Origin of the sequence: Piscinibacter sp. XHJ-5 (assembly GCF_029855045.1) — a bacterium.
Classification (GTDB): domain Bacteria; phylum Pseudomonadota; class Gammaproteobacteria; order Burkholderiales; family Burkholderiaceae_C; genus Albitalea.
On the sequence record NZ_CP123228.1, the window covers coordinates 6,045,419 to 6,060,011 of the forward strand.

General features: G+C 69.3%; 14 protein-coding genes. 7 read left to right on the forward strand and 7 right to left on the reverse strand.

Going from position 1 to position 14,593, the window contains the following annotated elements; genetic code table 11:
- Positions 1-12: 12 nt before the first annotated feature.
- The 3 genes from P7V53_RS28620 to P7V53_RS28630 all read right to left on the reverse strand — a co-directional run bounded on the left by P7V53_RS28620 (position 13) and on the right by P7V53_RS28630 (position 4,437).
- A complete protein-coding gene (locus P7V53_RS28620) occupies positions 13-1,416 on the reverse strand; it encodes a PHB depolymerase family esterase (RefSeq protein ID WP_280156640.1) in 1,404 nt (467 codons plus the stop codon).
- 147 nt (positions 1,417-1,563) lie between these two features.
- Positions 1,564-2,772, reverse strand: a complete 1,209-nt coding sequence (locus P7V53_RS28625; RefSeq protein WP_280152882.1) for a substrate-binding domain-containing protein — start codon at positions 2,770-2,772, stop codon at positions 1,564-1,566.
- Between the two features lie 186 nt (positions 2,773-2,958).
- Complete coding sequence (locus P7V53_RS28630) at positions 2,959-4,437, reverse strand: sigma 54-interacting transcriptional regulator (protein ID WP_280152883.1); 1,479 nt, start codon at positions 4,435-4,437, stop codon at positions 2,959-2,961.
- A gap of 133 nt (positions 4,438-4,570) precedes the next feature.
- On the opposite strand from P7V53_RS28630, the gene P7V53_RS28635 reads away from it, so the two are divergent.
- The 6 genes from P7V53_RS28635 (at position 4,571) to P7V53_RS28660 (ending at position 10,300) form a co-directional block, all read left to right on the forward strand.
- On the forward strand, positions 4,571-5,260 hold the full coding sequence (locus P7V53_RS28635) for a GntR family transcriptional regulator (RefSeq protein WP_280152884.1): 690 nt from the start codon (positions 4,571-4,573) through the stop codon (positions 5,258-5,260).
- The gene (locus tag P7V53_RS28640) at positions 5,253-6,551 is read left to right on the forward strand and encodes a malonyl-CoA decarboxylase (protein WP_280152885.1); all 1,299 of its coding nucleotides are present in this window, start codon (positions 5,253-5,255) and stop codon (positions 6,549-6,551) included. Before P7V53_RS28635 ends, P7V53_RS28640 begins: the two co-directional genes overlap by 8 nt.
- A gap of 49 nt (positions 6,552-6,600) precedes the next feature.
- Positions 6,601-7,605: a tripartite tricarboxylate transporter substrate binding protein gene (locus P7V53_RS28645; protein WP_280152886.1), complete on the forward strand. Its 1,005-nt coding sequence runs from the start codon at positions 6,601-6,603 to the stop codon at positions 7,603-7,605.
- Positions 7,605-8,390: an enoyl-CoA hydratase-related protein gene (locus tag P7V53_RS28650; protein ID WP_280152887.1), complete on the forward strand. Its 786-nt coding sequence runs from the start codon at positions 7,605-7,607 to the stop codon at positions 8,388-8,390. The genes P7V53_RS28645 and P7V53_RS28650 overlap by 1 nt, the downstream gene beginning before the upstream one ends.
- An 18-nt stretch (positions 8,391-8,408) precedes the next feature.
- Complete coding sequence (locus P7V53_RS28655) at positions 8,409-9,944, forward strand: malonyl-CoA synthase (protein WP_280152888.1); 1,536 nt, start codon at positions 8,409-8,411, stop codon at positions 9,942-9,944.
- A gap of 89 nt (positions 9,945-10,033) precedes the next feature.
- Positions 10,034-10,300 carry a hypothetical protein gene (locus P7V53_RS28660; protein WP_280152889.1) on the forward strand — a complete coding sequence of 89 codons (267 nt, stop codon included), beginning with the start codon at positions 10,034-10,036 and terminating at the stop codon, positions 10,298-10,300.
- Between the two features lie 18 nt (positions 10,301-10,318).
- Here the strand turns inward: P7V53_RS28660 and P7V53_RS28665 are convergent, their stop codons facing one another.
- Genes P7V53_RS28665 through P7V53_RS28675 form a run of 3 tightly spaced genes read right to left on the reverse strand, consistent with a single transcriptional unit; the run spans position 10,319 to position 14,017 of the window.
- On the reverse strand, positions 10,319-11,716 hold the full coding sequence (locus P7V53_RS28665) for a dihydrolipoamide acetyltransferase family protein (protein ID WP_280152890.1): 1,398 nt from the start codon (positions 11,714-11,716) through the stop codon (positions 10,319-10,321).
- Positions 11,716-12,774: an alpha-ketoacid dehydrogenase subunit beta gene (locus P7V53_RS28670; protein WP_280152891.1), complete on the reverse strand. Its 1,059-nt coding sequence runs from the start codon at positions 12,772-12,774 to the stop codon at positions 11,716-11,718. Before P7V53_RS28670 ends, P7V53_RS28665 begins: the two co-directional genes overlap by 1 nt.
- A 1-nt stretch (position 12,775) precedes the next feature.
- Positions 12,776-14,017: a 3-methyl-2-oxobutanoate dehydrogenase (2-methylpropanoyl-transferring) subunit alpha gene (locus tag P7V53_RS28675; RefSeq protein WP_280152892.1), complete on the reverse strand. Its 1,242-nt coding sequence runs from the start codon at positions 14,015-14,017 to the stop codon at positions 12,776-12,778.
- A 138-nt stretch (positions 14,018-14,155) separates the two neighbouring features.
- On the opposite strand from P7V53_RS28675, the gene P7V53_RS28680 reads away from it, so the two are divergent.
- A complete protein-coding gene (locus P7V53_RS28680; protein WP_280152893.1) occupies positions 14,156-14,374 on the forward strand; it encodes a cysteine-rich CWC family protein in 219 nt (72 codons plus the stop codon).
- Positions 14,375-14,381: 7 nt separating this feature from the next.
- On the opposite strand, the gene P7V53_RS28685 is transcribed toward P7V53_RS28680, so the two are convergent.
- Entirely contained in the window at positions 14,382-14,525 is a 144-nt protein-coding gene (locus P7V53_RS28685) for a hypothetical protein (RefSeq protein WP_280152894.1), read from the reverse strand.
- Between the last annotated feature and the right edge of the window lie 68 nt (positions 14,526-14,593).

Genomic DNA, 14,593 nt, shown 5'->3' on the forward strand with positions numbered 1-14,593 from the left:
GGAAAGTTCATCTCAGGAACACCCGCCGACCACAAAGTGGTTGGGCCCCGTCTGCTTCAGCGTCGTCGTCACGAACACGTTCCACAGCCCCATGTTCTGGTTGGACCCGTTCGCATACGCATACCCGCCGCTCTGGTGGGCTCGCCCCGCCGTCGTGTGCGCGTAGTTCGATGACGTGAAGCACACCGTCGCGCTGCCCGTGGTCGTGCCCGGGGCCGGCGACGACGGCGGGCTCTCCGCACCGCTGCCGTCGACCGCCTTCACGGTCCAGCTGTAGGTCGTGCCGGGCGCCAGGCCGGTGTCGGTGTAGCTCGTCGTGCCGACGAGCGATGCGTTGGCCTTGGCGCCGCCGCGGTACACGTTGTAGCCCGCCGCGCCGTTCACCGCCGCCCAGCCGATCACCATGCTGGTGTCGGTCGCCCCGGACGTGAACACGCCGGTCGGCGCGGGCAGCGTCGAGGGCGGCGTGCCGCTGCCGATCCGCTCGACCATCGCCTTGATCGCGGCCATCTGCGGGCCGCTCTTCTTCGCGTAGTCGGGGTTGTCGTAGCCCCACCAGTCCCAGCAGCTGTTGGTCGCCGCCTGGCTGGTCTGCGGGTACAGCATCACCAACCGGTTGGTGTCGGCCCATCGGTTGTAGCCGGTGCTGCGGACGTACTGCTGGCCCACGTCGGCCGTGTTCTGCTTGCAGCCGTGCAGGACCACGTGCAACCGGCACGGCGTGCCGGCCGAGCAGGCCTGCGGCACGTAGATCCATCCGGTGCTCGCCATGCCGTGGCCGCTGATGTAGGCGGTCTGGTCGAACTCGGTGAAGCCGCCCGACAGCGTGCCGTCGTTGCGCGCATTCAGGGGTCCGTACAGCTGCGTGAGGATGGCGCCGGCGAGGTCGAAGTTGCAGTCGTTGATGTAGGGCGGCGCCTTGACGCTGCAGGCGCCCCCGTAGTCGTCGGTGACGAAGGCATGCTCGGCGGCCAGGTCCTTCCTGTAGACGATGTTGCCGGCGGGCACGAAGCTCTGGTAATAGGTGAGCAGGTCGTTCATCACCGGCTGCTTGACCGCGCTGTCCAGCGTGCCGGAGAACAGGTAGAGCCGGGAGGCCGAGAGATTGGACACGGGGTCGAGAAGGCCGCTCGCCGCCCAGCTTCTGGTCGTGTTGACCAGCGTGGCCACCGGGATGCTGGTGTTGTGTGCCATGCAGCGGCCGGTGGCGTTCACGATGGAGCCCTCTGCGCAGAAGAACGGCCCCCCGGCGACGACGCCGGCGCCCTTCCTGAACGTGGCGGAGAACGCCACATGCAGCTGCACCGCCATGTAGCCGCCGGAGGACAGGCCGGAAACGGTGGTCTCGGCCGGATCGATCGCGACCTGCGGCAGCGGCGCAGCGCGCGCCGCCAGCGGCCAGGCCACCACCGACATCACGACAAAGGTCCGCCAGCTCTTCACGCAAGTCTCCTGCTCAACCCGCCGGCTTCAGCCGGCTTGTTCTTCATGCTGGAGCCCCCTCCCGGAGGGGGCTGGGGGAGCAACCGTCCGCGCGCAGCGCTGAAGGCGTCTTCGACGCCTTCAGCGCTTGTTGCGGATCGGCACGTTCATCTCTTCGGGCTTGATCTCGCGCACCAGCTCAGGCACCCCCCAGGCGAACGCCGGGTCGGCCTTGATCTTGAAGTGGTACATGCTCTGCATCGCCTGGTGGTCTTCCTTGCGGAAGGTCATGCGGCCCTTGGGCGTGTCGAAGCTCATGCCTTCCATCGCCTTGATGAGCTTCTCGGTGTTCGTGTCGCCATTGGTCTTCTTCAGCGCCTCGACCAGCGCGATGCCGGCCGACATGCCCCCGGCCGTGAAGAAATCGGGCGGCGTCTTGAACCGGCTGTAGTGATTGGCCACCAGCCATTCGTTGGCCGGGTTCTTCGGGATGCCGAAGTAGTAGTAGGTGGCGCCTTCCATGCCCGGGAACTGCTTGTACGAAGCCATCGCCGGCAGGATGTTGCCGCCGGTGGACACCTCGATGCCGTAGCGCTTGTGCAGCTCCAGGGCGGCGAGCGCGTTGTACGGCGGTGTGCCGCCGGCCCAGACGACTTCGATGATCTTGCGGCCCGGCTTGTCCTTCAGCGCATCGATGAGCCGCTGGATGCCGGCGGTGAAGTCGGTGGTGGCCTGGGGGAGATATTCCTCGTGAACGATCTTCGCGTTCTTGAGCGCCTCCTTGAACGCCTTCACGCCGTCGCGGCCGAACGCATAGTCCTGCGCCAGCATGGCGATGCTGATGCCCGGCTTGTCCATGGCCACCGCGTTCGAGATCGCGTCCTGGGAGCTGTTGCGGCCGGTGCGGAAGATGAACTTGTTCCACTTGTCGCCGGTGATGGCGTCGGCCACCGCGGGCTCGACCAGCAGGATCTTCTTGTACTCCTCGGCGACCGGCAGCAATGCGAGTGCGACGCCGGACGACGACGGCCCGACCGCCACATCGGCCTTGTCGTCGCCGTAGGCCGCGGCGAGCAGCGACTTGCCGACGTCGGGCTTGCCCTGGTCGTCCTTCTCGATGACGACCAGCTTCTTGCCGGCCACGGTCATCGTGCCCTGGGTCGCGTAGTCCAGGCCCATCAGCAGGCCGGTCTGCGTCTGCTTGCCGTAGGCTTCCAGCGGCCCGGTCTTGCTGTAGACGTGCGCGATGCGGACTTCCTTCGCTTGCGCAAGTGCCAGGGCGGGCATCGCGCCGACGGCGGCGGCAACCAGCAGGGCCAGGGTCGACCGGCGGAGGGGGACGAGGGTCATGGGGCTTGTCTCCGTTCGAGTGATCCGCAGGACAAGGCAAGGGCTGTGCCATTCGGCGCAGGGCGTTTTGCGGCCCCGACTGTCGCCTTTCCGGGCAAAGCTTCGGGCAAACCCGGACGGTTCGAGTGTCGGGCTGCCGGTCAGCGTCCGGCGTGGCGACAGGTCGTGGGGTGCACGACCCAGGCCTCAGCGATCGAGCAGCGGCAGCTTCTCGTACAGCGTCGCTCGCGAGATGCCGAGCAGGCGCGACGCCGCGAGCTTGTTGCCGCCGGTGGCGGCCAGCGCATCGCGGATCGCCTGCAGCTCCAGTGCGGCGATGGCCTGGGGCAGCGGCATGATCGCAGCGACGCCGGGGGGCGGCGGCGCGGCCTCGGCGTTCGCTGTCGGCGGCGACACGACAGCCGGCGCGCGAGGCGGGGGCGCGTCGTCCGGCACCATGCCGCGAAAATGCTCGACGCCGAGCACCAGGTCGTCGGTCATCAGCGTCGCCTGCTCCAGCACGTTGCGCAGCTCGCGGATGTTGCCGGGCCATGCGTGTCGGCCCAGCATCTCCAGCGCTTCGGCGCTGAGCCCCTTGTGGGGCAGGCCACTGCGCCGCGCAATGTCGTCGGCCAGTGCCTCGACGAGCGCTTCGAGGTCGGCCATGCGCTCGCGCAGCGCGGGCAGGCGAATCGGCAGCACGTTGAGGCGGTAGTAGAGGTCCGCCCGGAATGTGCCCGCCGTCACCATGGCCGGCAGGTCGCGGCTGGTCGCGGCGATGATGCGCACATCGATGCGCTGCACCTGGTTGCTGCCCAGCGGCTCGACCTCCTGGTCCTGCAGCACGCGCAGCAGCTTGGCCTGCAGCGCCAGCGGCATGTCGCCGATCTCGTCGAGAAACAGCGTGCCGCCGTCGGCCAGCTTGAACTTGCCCTCGCGGCCCTTTCGGTCGGCGCCCGTGTAGGCGCCGGGCGCGACGCCGAAGAACTCGGCCTCCAGCAGCGTGTCGGGGACAGCCGCGATGTTCACGCCGACGAATGACCGTCCGGCACGCGCGCTCGCTGCATGGATGGCGTGCGCGAGCAGCTCCTTGCCGGTGCCGGTCTCGCCGAGCAGCAGCACCGTGCTGTCGGTCTGGGCCACGCGGCGCGCCTGGCGCTTGACCTCCATCGCCACCGGGCTCGCGCCGATGAAGCTGGCCACGGTGTACTTGGGGCGGCGCTGGGCCGCGAGCTGCTGGCGCGCGTCGTCGAGCTCGCGCTGCAGCCGGCTGAACTTCGCGATCAGCGGCTGCATGGTCGTCTCGGGATGGTCCAGCAGCACCAGGCCCAGCGCACCGATCACCTCGCCGGCCTCGTTGCGCAGCGGCAAGCGGCTCACGAGAAAGGTGCCGGCCTGGTTGGTCAGAAGATCGACGAGGATGGGCTGGCCGCTGTCGATCACCTGCGCCATCAGCGTGTTGGGCACCACCTCCTCGACACGGCGGCCGACGAAGTCCGACTCCTCGTGCCCCAGCGCCGGCAGGAAGCGCTTGTAGCCCTCGCTGATCCAGACGATGCGATGGCTGCGATCGACCACCATCATGCCCATCGCCGTGCGGGCGAAGGTGTCGAACATGCTTTGCGCGGCAAGCTTGAGCACGCCGTCGGTGTCGGCGAGCAGCGGCGCCTCGTGGGAGAGGGACATACGAATCGGCCGGCGATGTCTGGTTTGCAGACACTGTAGCGGCGGGGACGACCACAGCCCATAGGAAGCTGCCCAGGCCGGGTGAACCCCAGTCTCCTTGTAATTATGAATTATTGGTTATAGAGTCCACCCCATGGTCGACCCCACCCCCTTGCGTCCCGCCTCGCTGCACGAGGAAGTCGCCGCCCGCCTGCGCACGATGGTCTTCGATCGCGTCCTGGCGCCCGGCCAGTGGATCGATGAAATGGCTCTGGCGCGCGACTGGCAGATCAGCCGCACCCCCCTGCGCGAGGCGTTGAAGGTGCTGGCCGCCGAAGGACTCGTCACGCTGGTGCCGCGCCAAGGCTGCAAGGTCACCGAGCTGTCCGAAGAAGACGCCGACGAGTTGTTCCCGGTGATGGCCCTGCTGGAGGGCCGCTGCGCCTACGAAGCCGTGCAGAAGGCAACGCCGGCCGACCTGAAGCAGCTGCGCCGGCTGCACGAAGCCCTCGAGAAGCACGCCGCGGCGAAGAACGTCGACGGCTACTACCGTGCCAACCACGAGTTCCACACCAAGGTGCAGTCCCTCGCGGACAACCGCTGGCTGGACCGCACCACCGGCGACCTGCGCAAGTTCGTCCGGCTGCTGCGCGGGCGCCAGCTCCACTGGCCGGGCCGCATCGAAGAGTCGATCGGCGAGCACCGGCAGCTCATCGACGCCATGGAGAAGGGCGACGCGCAGCGAGCCGAGCGCCTGATGCACGACCACCTCATGGCGCAGCTCGCCGCCTTGAAGGCGCTGCGTGCCCACGAAGAAGCTGAACGGAGTACCCAGCATGCTTGAAGGATTCAGGACCGCCGCCCGCCAGGCGGGCCACGATCGCGCGCTGCGCGGCCTGCTGATCGACTGCAAGCGCCTGCTGTCCGAACGCGGTGAAGCCAACAGCGTGGCGATCGCGCGCGACCTGGTCGCGCGCTTCTACGCCCTGGCCGACGACCAGCAGGCGACCTTCTTCGAGCGCCTGTCGCGCGACTTCGGCCCCGACCCGAAGGCGGTGCTCGAGAGCGCGCAGGCCTACGCGAAGGAGCCGAACGCCCGCAACCTGATCCGACTCACCCACCTGGCCGAGCCGCCGCGGCAGGAGCTGCTGCGGCGCATCAACCGGCTGCCCGGCGGCACCTCGAGCATCGTCGCGATGCGCCGCGCGCTGCTCGCGCGGGTGGCGCGCCAGCCCGAGCTGCAGGCGCTGGAGGCGGACTTCCTGCACCTGCTGTCGAGCTGGTTCAACCCCGGTTTCCTGCAGCTGCAGCGCGTCGACTGGAACTCGCCGGCCCAGCTGCTCGAGCAGATCATCCACCACGAGGCGGTGCACGAGATCGACGGCTGGGACGACCTGCGCCGCCGGCTGCAGCCCGACCGCCGCTGCTTCGCCTTCTTCCATCCGCAGCTGCCGTCCGAGCCGCTGATCTTCGTGGAAGTGGCGCTGCTGCCCCAGATGCCCGCTTCCATCGCGCCGCTCATCGACAAGGCGTCGCGTCCGCTGCCGCCGGATCAGTTCAAGGTGGCGGCGTTCTACTCGATCAGCAACTGCCAGCCCGGACTGAAAGGCGTGTCGCTCGGCAACTTTCTCATCAAGCGCGTGGCCGAGGAACTCAAGCGCGAGCTGCCACAGCTGCGCGTGTTCTGCACGCTGTCGCCCATCCCCGGCTTCGCCCGCTGGGTACGCGCCGGGGCCCATTGCGAAGGCCTGCCCAAGGCGCGCGCCGAGCGCCTGGCGCAGGCGCATGCGACGGTGCTCGAGGCCTGCGGCGGCGACTTCGACCGCTGGTCGTCCGCCACCGCGCTGCGCGCGCTGCCCGAGGAGACGATGCAGGCGCTGACGCGGCTGGCCGCGTTCTACCTCGGCGTGCACGCCACCAGCGCCGGCGGCGATCCGGTGGCGCGCTTCCACCTCGACAACGGCGCGCGGCTCGAACGACTGAACCCGCTGGCGGACCTGTCGGCCAAGGGCGTGAAGCAGTCGTTCGCGATGATGGTCAACTACCTGTACGACCTGCAGAAGGTCGAGACCCATCACGAGAAGTTCACCCACGGCGAGGTGGCGCAGTCGCGTGCGCTGGCCGCGCTGCTCTGAACCGCCGCCCGGTTCGCCAGAATCCCCACGACCACGACGGAGACAAACCATGCAACCACGCTCACTCACTCTCTTCTCCACCCGGCGCCGATGGCTGCGCGCGGCCGCTGCCTGCGCGACGCTCGCGGCGCTGCCTTGGGCCCACGCGCAGGGCGGCTGGCCCACCAAGCCGGTGACCGTCGTCGTGCCCTTCCCGAGCGGCGGCGGCACCGACGCGTTCGCACGTCCGTTGAGCGCCGCGCTGACGCGGCAGCTCGGCAAGCAGATCGTCATCGACAACCGCGGCGGCGCCGGCGGCACGGTGGGCGCCACCATCGCGGCCAAGGCGCCGGCCGACGGCTACACCTTCTTCATGGGCGCGGTGCACCACACGATCGCGCCGGCCATGTACCCCAAGCTCGACTACAACATCGAGACCGACTACGTTCCGGTGGGCCTCATCGCCAGCGTGCCGCAGGTGATCGTCGTCAATCCGCAGCGCGTGCAGGTCAACGACCTGAAGGGGCTGCTCGAGTACGTGCGGAAGAACCCGGGGCGGCTCAACTACGCCTCGGCCGGCAACGGCACCTCGCACCACCTGGCCGGCGAGCTGTTCAAGCTGCAGACCAAGACCTTCATCACCCACATTCCCTACCGCGGCGCAGGCCCCGCACTGCAGGACCTGATCGGCGGCCAGGTCGACATGATGTTCGACGGGCTCGGCTCGTCGGCGATGCACATCAAGAGCGGCCGCATCAAGGCGCTGGCGGTGGCGGCGAACAAGCACGCGCCAGGATTCGCCGACCTGCCCACAGCGGCCGAAGCCGGCGTGCCGGCCTACCAGGTCGCCACCTGGTATGGCCTGTGGGCGCCCAAGGGCACGCCGAAGGACATCGTCGAGCGCATGCAGGCGGAGCTCGCCAAGGCCTTCGCCACGCCGGAGCTGCAGTCCACCTGGAACGGTCTGGGCGCCGAGACGCCCAACCTGTACGGCGACGCCTTCGGCAAGTTCGTGAGCGCGGAGATCCGCCGCTGGGCGGAGGTGGTGAAGGGCTCGGGCGCGAAACTCGACTGATGCCCGGCCACATCCTCCTCGAGCCGCTGGGCGACTGGGCGCGCGTCACCCTGTCCCATCCGGCCAAGCTCAATGCCATCGACATCGCGATGTGGCAGGCGCTGCGGGCGGCTTTCGAGCGGCTGCAAGGCATGGCACCGGCGCAGGCGCCGCATGCGGTCGTCGTGTGCGGTGCGGAAGGGCAGTTCGCCTCGGGCGGCGACATCGCCGAGTTCGCCGGCTTCCGCTTCGATGAGGCACGGCTGCATCACTTCCACGAGGAGATCGTCGCGCCGGCGCTGCATGCGATGCTGGCCTGCGACATCCCCAGCTTCGCGCAGATCAACGGCGCCTGCATCGGCGGCGGACTGGAGATCGCCGCCTGCTGCGACATCCGCATCTGCGGCGAATCGAGCCGCTTCGGGGCGCCCATCGCAAAGCTCGGGTTTCCGATGGCACCGGCCGAGCTGAAGGTGCTGAGCGGCGTCGTGGCCGCGCCGCTGCTGCGCGAGATGCTGCTGGAGGCCCGCCTCTTCGATGCCCACGCCGCCTGGCGCTGCGGCCTGGTGCACGAGGTGGTGGCCGACGACCAGGTCGAGCCGGTGGTGCAGCGGCGGGCCGAAAGGCTGGCCGAGCTGTCGCCGGCGGCGGCACGGCTCAACAAGCAGACACTGCGCCAGATCGCCGCCGGCGGGCCCACCGATGCCGAACGCAGGGCACACTTCGGCTATGCCGACAGCGCCGATCATCGCGAAGGCATCACCGCCTTCATCGAAAAACGGCCGCCGCGATTCCAGCGCGGCTAGCCCACCGCTTCGACGCCCATGAACCAGAACCTTTTCGTTGCGCTGCGCGCCGGCTTTCCCGCCGACCTGGACAGCACCGCCATCGAAACCTGCGACGGCGCGGCGCTGTACTACACCTGGCGCGACCTGGACCGTGCGACCGCGCGGATCGCCAACCTGCTGCAATGGCTGGAGCTGCCCGCCGGCGCACGCATCGCCGTGCAGACCGAGAAGTCGGTCGAGGCGCTGATGCTCTACCTCGCGGTGCTGCGCGCCGGCTATGTCTACCTGCCCCTGAACACGGCCTACCAGAGCTCGGAGATCGAGTACTTCATCGGCAACGCCGAGCCCAGCGTCGTCGTGTGCTCGGCCACCAGTTTCGGCTGGCTCAGCAAGATCGCGTTCAAGGCGGGCACCGCCCACGTGTTCACGCTCGACGACGATCGCAGCGGCAGCCTGCTCGAGCGCGCGGCAACGCACCGCGACGAGCACACCCCGGCCGAGAAGAGCGCCGACGACCTCGCGGCCATCCTCTACACCAGCGGCACCACCGGACGCAGCAAGGGGGCGATGCTCAGCCACGGCAACCTGCTGTCCAACGCCCTGACGCTGAAGGACTACTGGGGCTGGCAGGCGGGCGACGTGCTGATCCACGCGCTGCCCATCTTCCACGTGCACGGCCTGTTCGTCGCCTCGCACGGCGCGCTGCTGAACGGCAGCAAGATGCTGTGGTTCGGGAAGTTCTCCGCGAAAGCGGTGGTGGAGCGCCTGCCGCAGGCCACGGTGTTCATGGGCGTGCCCACGATGTACGTGCGGCTGCTGCACGAGCCTGCGTTCAACAAGGAGGCCTGCCGGCGGATGCGGCTTTTCGTCAGCGGCTCGGCACCGCTGCTGATCGAGACGTTCGAGGCGTTCCGCGCGCGCACCGGCCACACCATTCTCGAGCGCTACGGCATGAGCGAGACGGTGATGCTCACGTCCAACCCGTACGACCCGAAGGACGGCGAGCGGCGCGGCGGCACCGTCGGCTTCCCGCTGCCCGGCGTGCAGCTGCGGGTGCGCGACGACAAGGGCCTCATCGCGCCGCGCGGCGAGATCGGCGGCATCGAGGTGCGCGGCCCCAACGTCTTCCAGGGGTACTGGCGCATGCCCGAGAAGACGAAGGAGGAGTTCACGGACGACGGCTGGTTCAAGACCGGCGACGTCGGCCGCTACGACGAGCAGGACTATGTCGTCATCGTGGGCCGCAGCAAGGACCTCATCATCACCGGCGGCTACAACGTCTACCCGGCCGAGGTGGAGGGCTACCTCAACGAGATGGACGGCGTCGCCGAGAGCGCCGTGTTCGGCGTGCTGCACCCGGACTTCGGCGAAGGCGTCGTCGCGGTGGTCGTGCCGCCGCCGGGCACGGCCAAGCCCGATCCGCAGTCGCTGATGGGCGCGTTGAAGGCGAAGATCGCCGCCTTCAAGGTCCCCAAGCAGCTCTTCGTCGTCGACGAGCTGCCGCGCAACGCCATGGGCAAGGTGCAGAAGAAGCTGTTGCGGGACCACTACCGCGACCTGTTCGGCGCCTGAAGCCTGCGCGCCAGCCGCCCCTGAACGCGGGGTCGCGGCCCCTCATCCACGGGCTATCAGCCGCGGTCGCGCGACTGAACAATGCATGCATGCCACGCGCCCAACCCGACTTCGAGAAAACCTACGTCTTCGGCTGGGACGCCGAGCCGCACGACGAGCGCCCGAGCGAGTTCGCGCAATCCAGCGGCTACACCGTGCTGTCCGGCTATCACCATCCGTCGGACGTCAACGCCCGGGCAGCCCGCCGCCGCCAGGGATCGGGCATCGGGTTCAAGGGCATCGTGATCGCCTGCGCCCTGCTGCTCGGCACCAGCGGCTGGGCGATCTACGAGGCGATGAAGCTTCTTCGCGCCTGAGGCCGCCGATCCGACGATTCACACGAACAGCATCGCCGGACTCTCCACCGCCCCCCGCAGCGCCTGCACGAACTTCGCCGCATCCAGCCCATCGACCACCCGGTGGTCGAACGATGACGACAGGTTCATCAGCAGGCGCGACACCACCGCACCGTTGCGCATCACCGGCCGCTCGACGATGCGGTTGACGCCGACGATCGCGACTTCGGGATGGTTGATCACCGGCGTCGACACGATGCCGCCGAGCGCGCCCAGGCTGGTGATGGTGATGGTGGAGCCGCTCAGCTCGTCGCGCGTGGCGCGGCCGCTGCGCGCGGTCTCGGCCAGGCGCGCCACTTCGGCCGCGCAGTCCCACAGGTCGCGTCCCTCGGCATGGCGCAACACCGGCACCATCAGCCCCGAGTCGGTCTGCGTCGCGATGCCGACGTGCACCGCGCCATGGCGCGTGACCACGCCGGCCTCGTCGTCGAAGCGGGCGTTGACCTGGGGAAACTCGCGCACCGCCATCACGACGGCGCGCACCAGGAACGGCAGCAGCGTGAGCTTGGCGCGGTCGCGCGCGAAGCGCTCGTTGAGCCGCGCGCGCAGCGCCTCGACCTCGGTGACGTCGACCTCCTCGACGTAGGTGAAATGCGGGATGCGGCGCTTGGACTCCTGCATCTTCTGCGCGATCTTGCGGCGCAGGCCGATGACACGCACCTGCTCCTCGTCGTGGCGCAGCTCGCCCCGTGCCTCGACGACCTGCGAAGGCGGCGTGGCGGCGCGCGCGACACCGCCCGAGGCCACATGCGCATCCAGGTCGGCCTGCATGATGCGGCCGCCCGGCCCGCTGGGCCGCACGTCCTTCAGGTCGACCCCGAGTTCCCAGGCGCGCCGGCGCAGCGCCGGCGACGCGATCGGCCGGTCGGCGGCATCGTTGGCCGCCGCCGCGCGCTCGGGCGGGGCCGGCGGGGGCCGCCTCTGCTCCAGCCGCGCGGCCTGTTCGCGCATCGCGGCCGCGGGCACCGCGTCGGCCGCAGGCACCGCGTCGGCCGCGGGCACCGCGTCGGCCGCAGGCACCGCGTCGGCCGCAGGCACCGCGTCGGCCGCAGGCACCGCGTCGGCCGCAGGCACCGCGTCGGCCGCAGGCACCGCGTCGGCCGCGCGGAGCCTCGGCTCGGCCTTGTCCACGCCCGCCACCTCGATGCGGATCAGTTCGGACCCGACGGCGAGCACCTGCCCGACCTCGCCCCCGAGCGACACCACCGTGCCGGCCACGGGCGACGGGATCTCGACGTTCGCCTTGTCGGTCATCACGTCGGCGAGCACCTGGTCCTCGGTCACGCTGTCGCCGGGCTTCACGTGCCAGCCGACCAGCTCCACCTCGGCGATGCCCTCGCCGATGTCGGGCATCTTGATGACGTGTTGGCGGGCCATCATGCCTCCATGGCGCGCTTGAGCGCGGTGCCGACTCGATCAGGTCCGGGGAAGTAGGCCCACTCCAGCGCGTGCGGGTACGGCGTGTCCCAGCCGGTCACGCGCTCGATCGGCGCTTCGAGGTGGTAGAAGCAATGCTCCTGCACCAGAGCCACCAGCTCGGCGCCGAAACCGCTGGTGCGCGTGGCTTCGTGGACGACGACGCAGCGGCGCGTCTTCTTCACCGAGGCGACGATGGTCGCGAGGTCGAGCGGCCAGAGGCTGCGCAGGTCGATGATCTCGGCGTCGATGCCGGTCTCGTTCGCGGCGGCTTGCGACACCCACACCATCGTCCCGTAGGCCAGCACGGTCACGTCGCGGCCGGGGCGGAACACCGCAGCGGTGTCCAGCGGCACCGTGTAGTGGCCTTCGGGCACTTCGCCCATCGCATGCTTGGACCAGGGCACGACCGGGCGGTCGTGGTGGCCGTCGAAGGGCCCGTTGTACAGCCGCTTCGGCTCGAGGAAGATGACCGGGTCGTCGTTCTCGATCGAGGCGATCAGCAGGCCCTTGGCATCGATGGGATTCGACGGCATCACCGTGCGGATTCCGCAGACGTGGGTGAACAGCGCCTCGGGGCTCTGGCTGTGCGTCTGCCCGCCATAGATCCCACCGCCGCACGGCATGCGGATGGTGATCGGCGCGGTGAAGTCGCCCACGGAGCGATAGCGCAGTCGCGCCGCCTCGGAGACGATCTGGTCCGAGGCCGGATAGAAGTAGTCGGCGAACTGGATCTCCACCACCGGCCGCAGCCCGTAGGCGCCCATGCCGACCGCCGCGCCGACGATGCCGCCCTCGGAGATCGGCGCGTCGAACACGCGCGAGGCGCCGTACTTGGCCTGCAGCCCTTCCGTGCAGCGGAACACGCCGCCGAAGTAGCCGACGTCCTGGCCGAAGACGACGACGTCGGGATCGCGATCGAGCATCACGTCCATCGCCGAGCGCAGCGCCTGGATCATCGTCATCGAGCTGGTCTTCACCGCACTCGCCGCGGCGTCCAGGTCGGTTTTCTTCAGCATGTCAGGCTCCTGCCCTCGCCTGCGCCAGCTGCTCGTGCAGGTGGCCAGGCATGTCCTTGTAGACGTCCTCGAACATCGATTCGATCGGCGGGATGTGGCCGTCGATCAGCGTGCCGTGCTGCTCGGCCGCGCGCTGCGCGGCCAGCACCTCGGCCTCGAGCTCGGCCTGCGCCTGCTGCTGCTCCTCTTGCGACCAGGCGTTCAGGCGCGTGAGGTGCTGCGCCAGCCGCGCGATCGGGTCGCCCAGGGGGAAGCGCTTCCAGTCGTCGGCCGGCCGGTACTTCGACGGATCATCGGAGGTGGAGTGCGCGCCGGCGCGGTAGGTCACCCACTCGATCAGCGTCGGGCCGAGGTTGCTGCGCGCGCGTTCGGCCGCCCAGCGCGAAGCCGCCAGCACCGCGAGGAAGTCGTTGCCGTCCACGCGCAGCGAGGCGATGCCGCAGCCGACGCCCCGCGCCGCGAAAGTGGTGGCCTCGCCGCCGGCGATCGCCTGGAAGGTGGAGATGGCCCACTGGTTGTTGACGACGTTGAGGATCACCGGCGCGCGGTACACGTGCGCAAAGGTGAGCGCGGTATGGAAGTCGGCCTCCGCCGTCGCGCCGTCGCCGATCCAGGCCGACGCGATCTTCGTGTCGCCCTTGATCGCCGACGCCATGCCCCAGCCCACCGCCTGGATGAACTGGGTGGCGAGGTTGCCCGAGATCGAGAAGAAGCCGGCGCGCTTGTACGAGTACATCACCGGCAGCTGCCGGCCCTTCAGCGGATCGCCCTCATTGGACATGAGCTGGCACATCAGCTCCGCCATCGGGACGTCGTCGCGCGTCAGCAGCAGTCCCTGCTGGCGATAGGTGGGAAAGCACATGTCGCCGTGGTGCAGCGCCAGCGCATGGGCGCAGGCGATGGCTTCCTCGCCGAGGCATTGCATGTAGAAGGAGATCTTCTTCTGCCGTTGCGCGATCAGCATGCGCGCGTCGAAGATGCGCGTCTTCATCATCGCGCGCAGGCCGCGGCGCAGCAGCTGCGGATCGGCCTGTGGCGCCCACGGACCGATGGCGCGGCCGTCCTCGTCGAGCACGCGCACGAGGCCGTAGGCCAGGTCGCTGGTGTCCGCCGGCGTGGTGTCGATCGGCGGACGGCGCAGCTCGCCGGCGGGCGACAGGCGGAGATATGAAAAATCGGTCTGGCACCCCGGACGCCCGGTGGGCTCGGGCACGTGCAGGCGAAGCGGTTGAACGTCGCTCATCGTCTCGGCTCCCGCGCGATCGTGTCGCGCCTGTGGTCGAAGCGCGCCCGGGATCGCCGGGCGCGTCCATCGTGGGATCGAGGGTAACGGCTTTCGCCGTGGCGTCCATACTGGGGCTTCTACGACATCACCGGCGCCATGACTTTCGAGCTCGACACCTGCGCGCGCTGCGGCGCGCCCTTCCGCTGCGGCATGAACGACGCGGCGCCGTGCGCCTGCACGGGGGTGCGGCTGGACGAGCGCGTGCTGGCGCGGCTGCGCGAGCGTTACGTCGGCTGCCTGTGCCTGGCGTGCCTGTGCGACGTCCAGAAAGAAAAAGCCGGCGCGGTCATCGACCGGCCGGCTTGCGAGGACTGAAGGGCTGCTACTTCGAGGCAGCCGACGCCGCGTGCGGCGTGGCCTCGATGCCGTGCTTCTCGCCGCTCATGTCGACCGTGCCGCCGGCCTTGGACAGAAAGTACAGCGCCACGGCGGCGAAGACGGCGAATCCCAGAGCGAGTTTCCACATGATGTGCGTGATTCAGAGAGAGTCGAAGCCGAAGCAGCGGGCCGCGCCACCGGCGGGCGCGAGCCCGC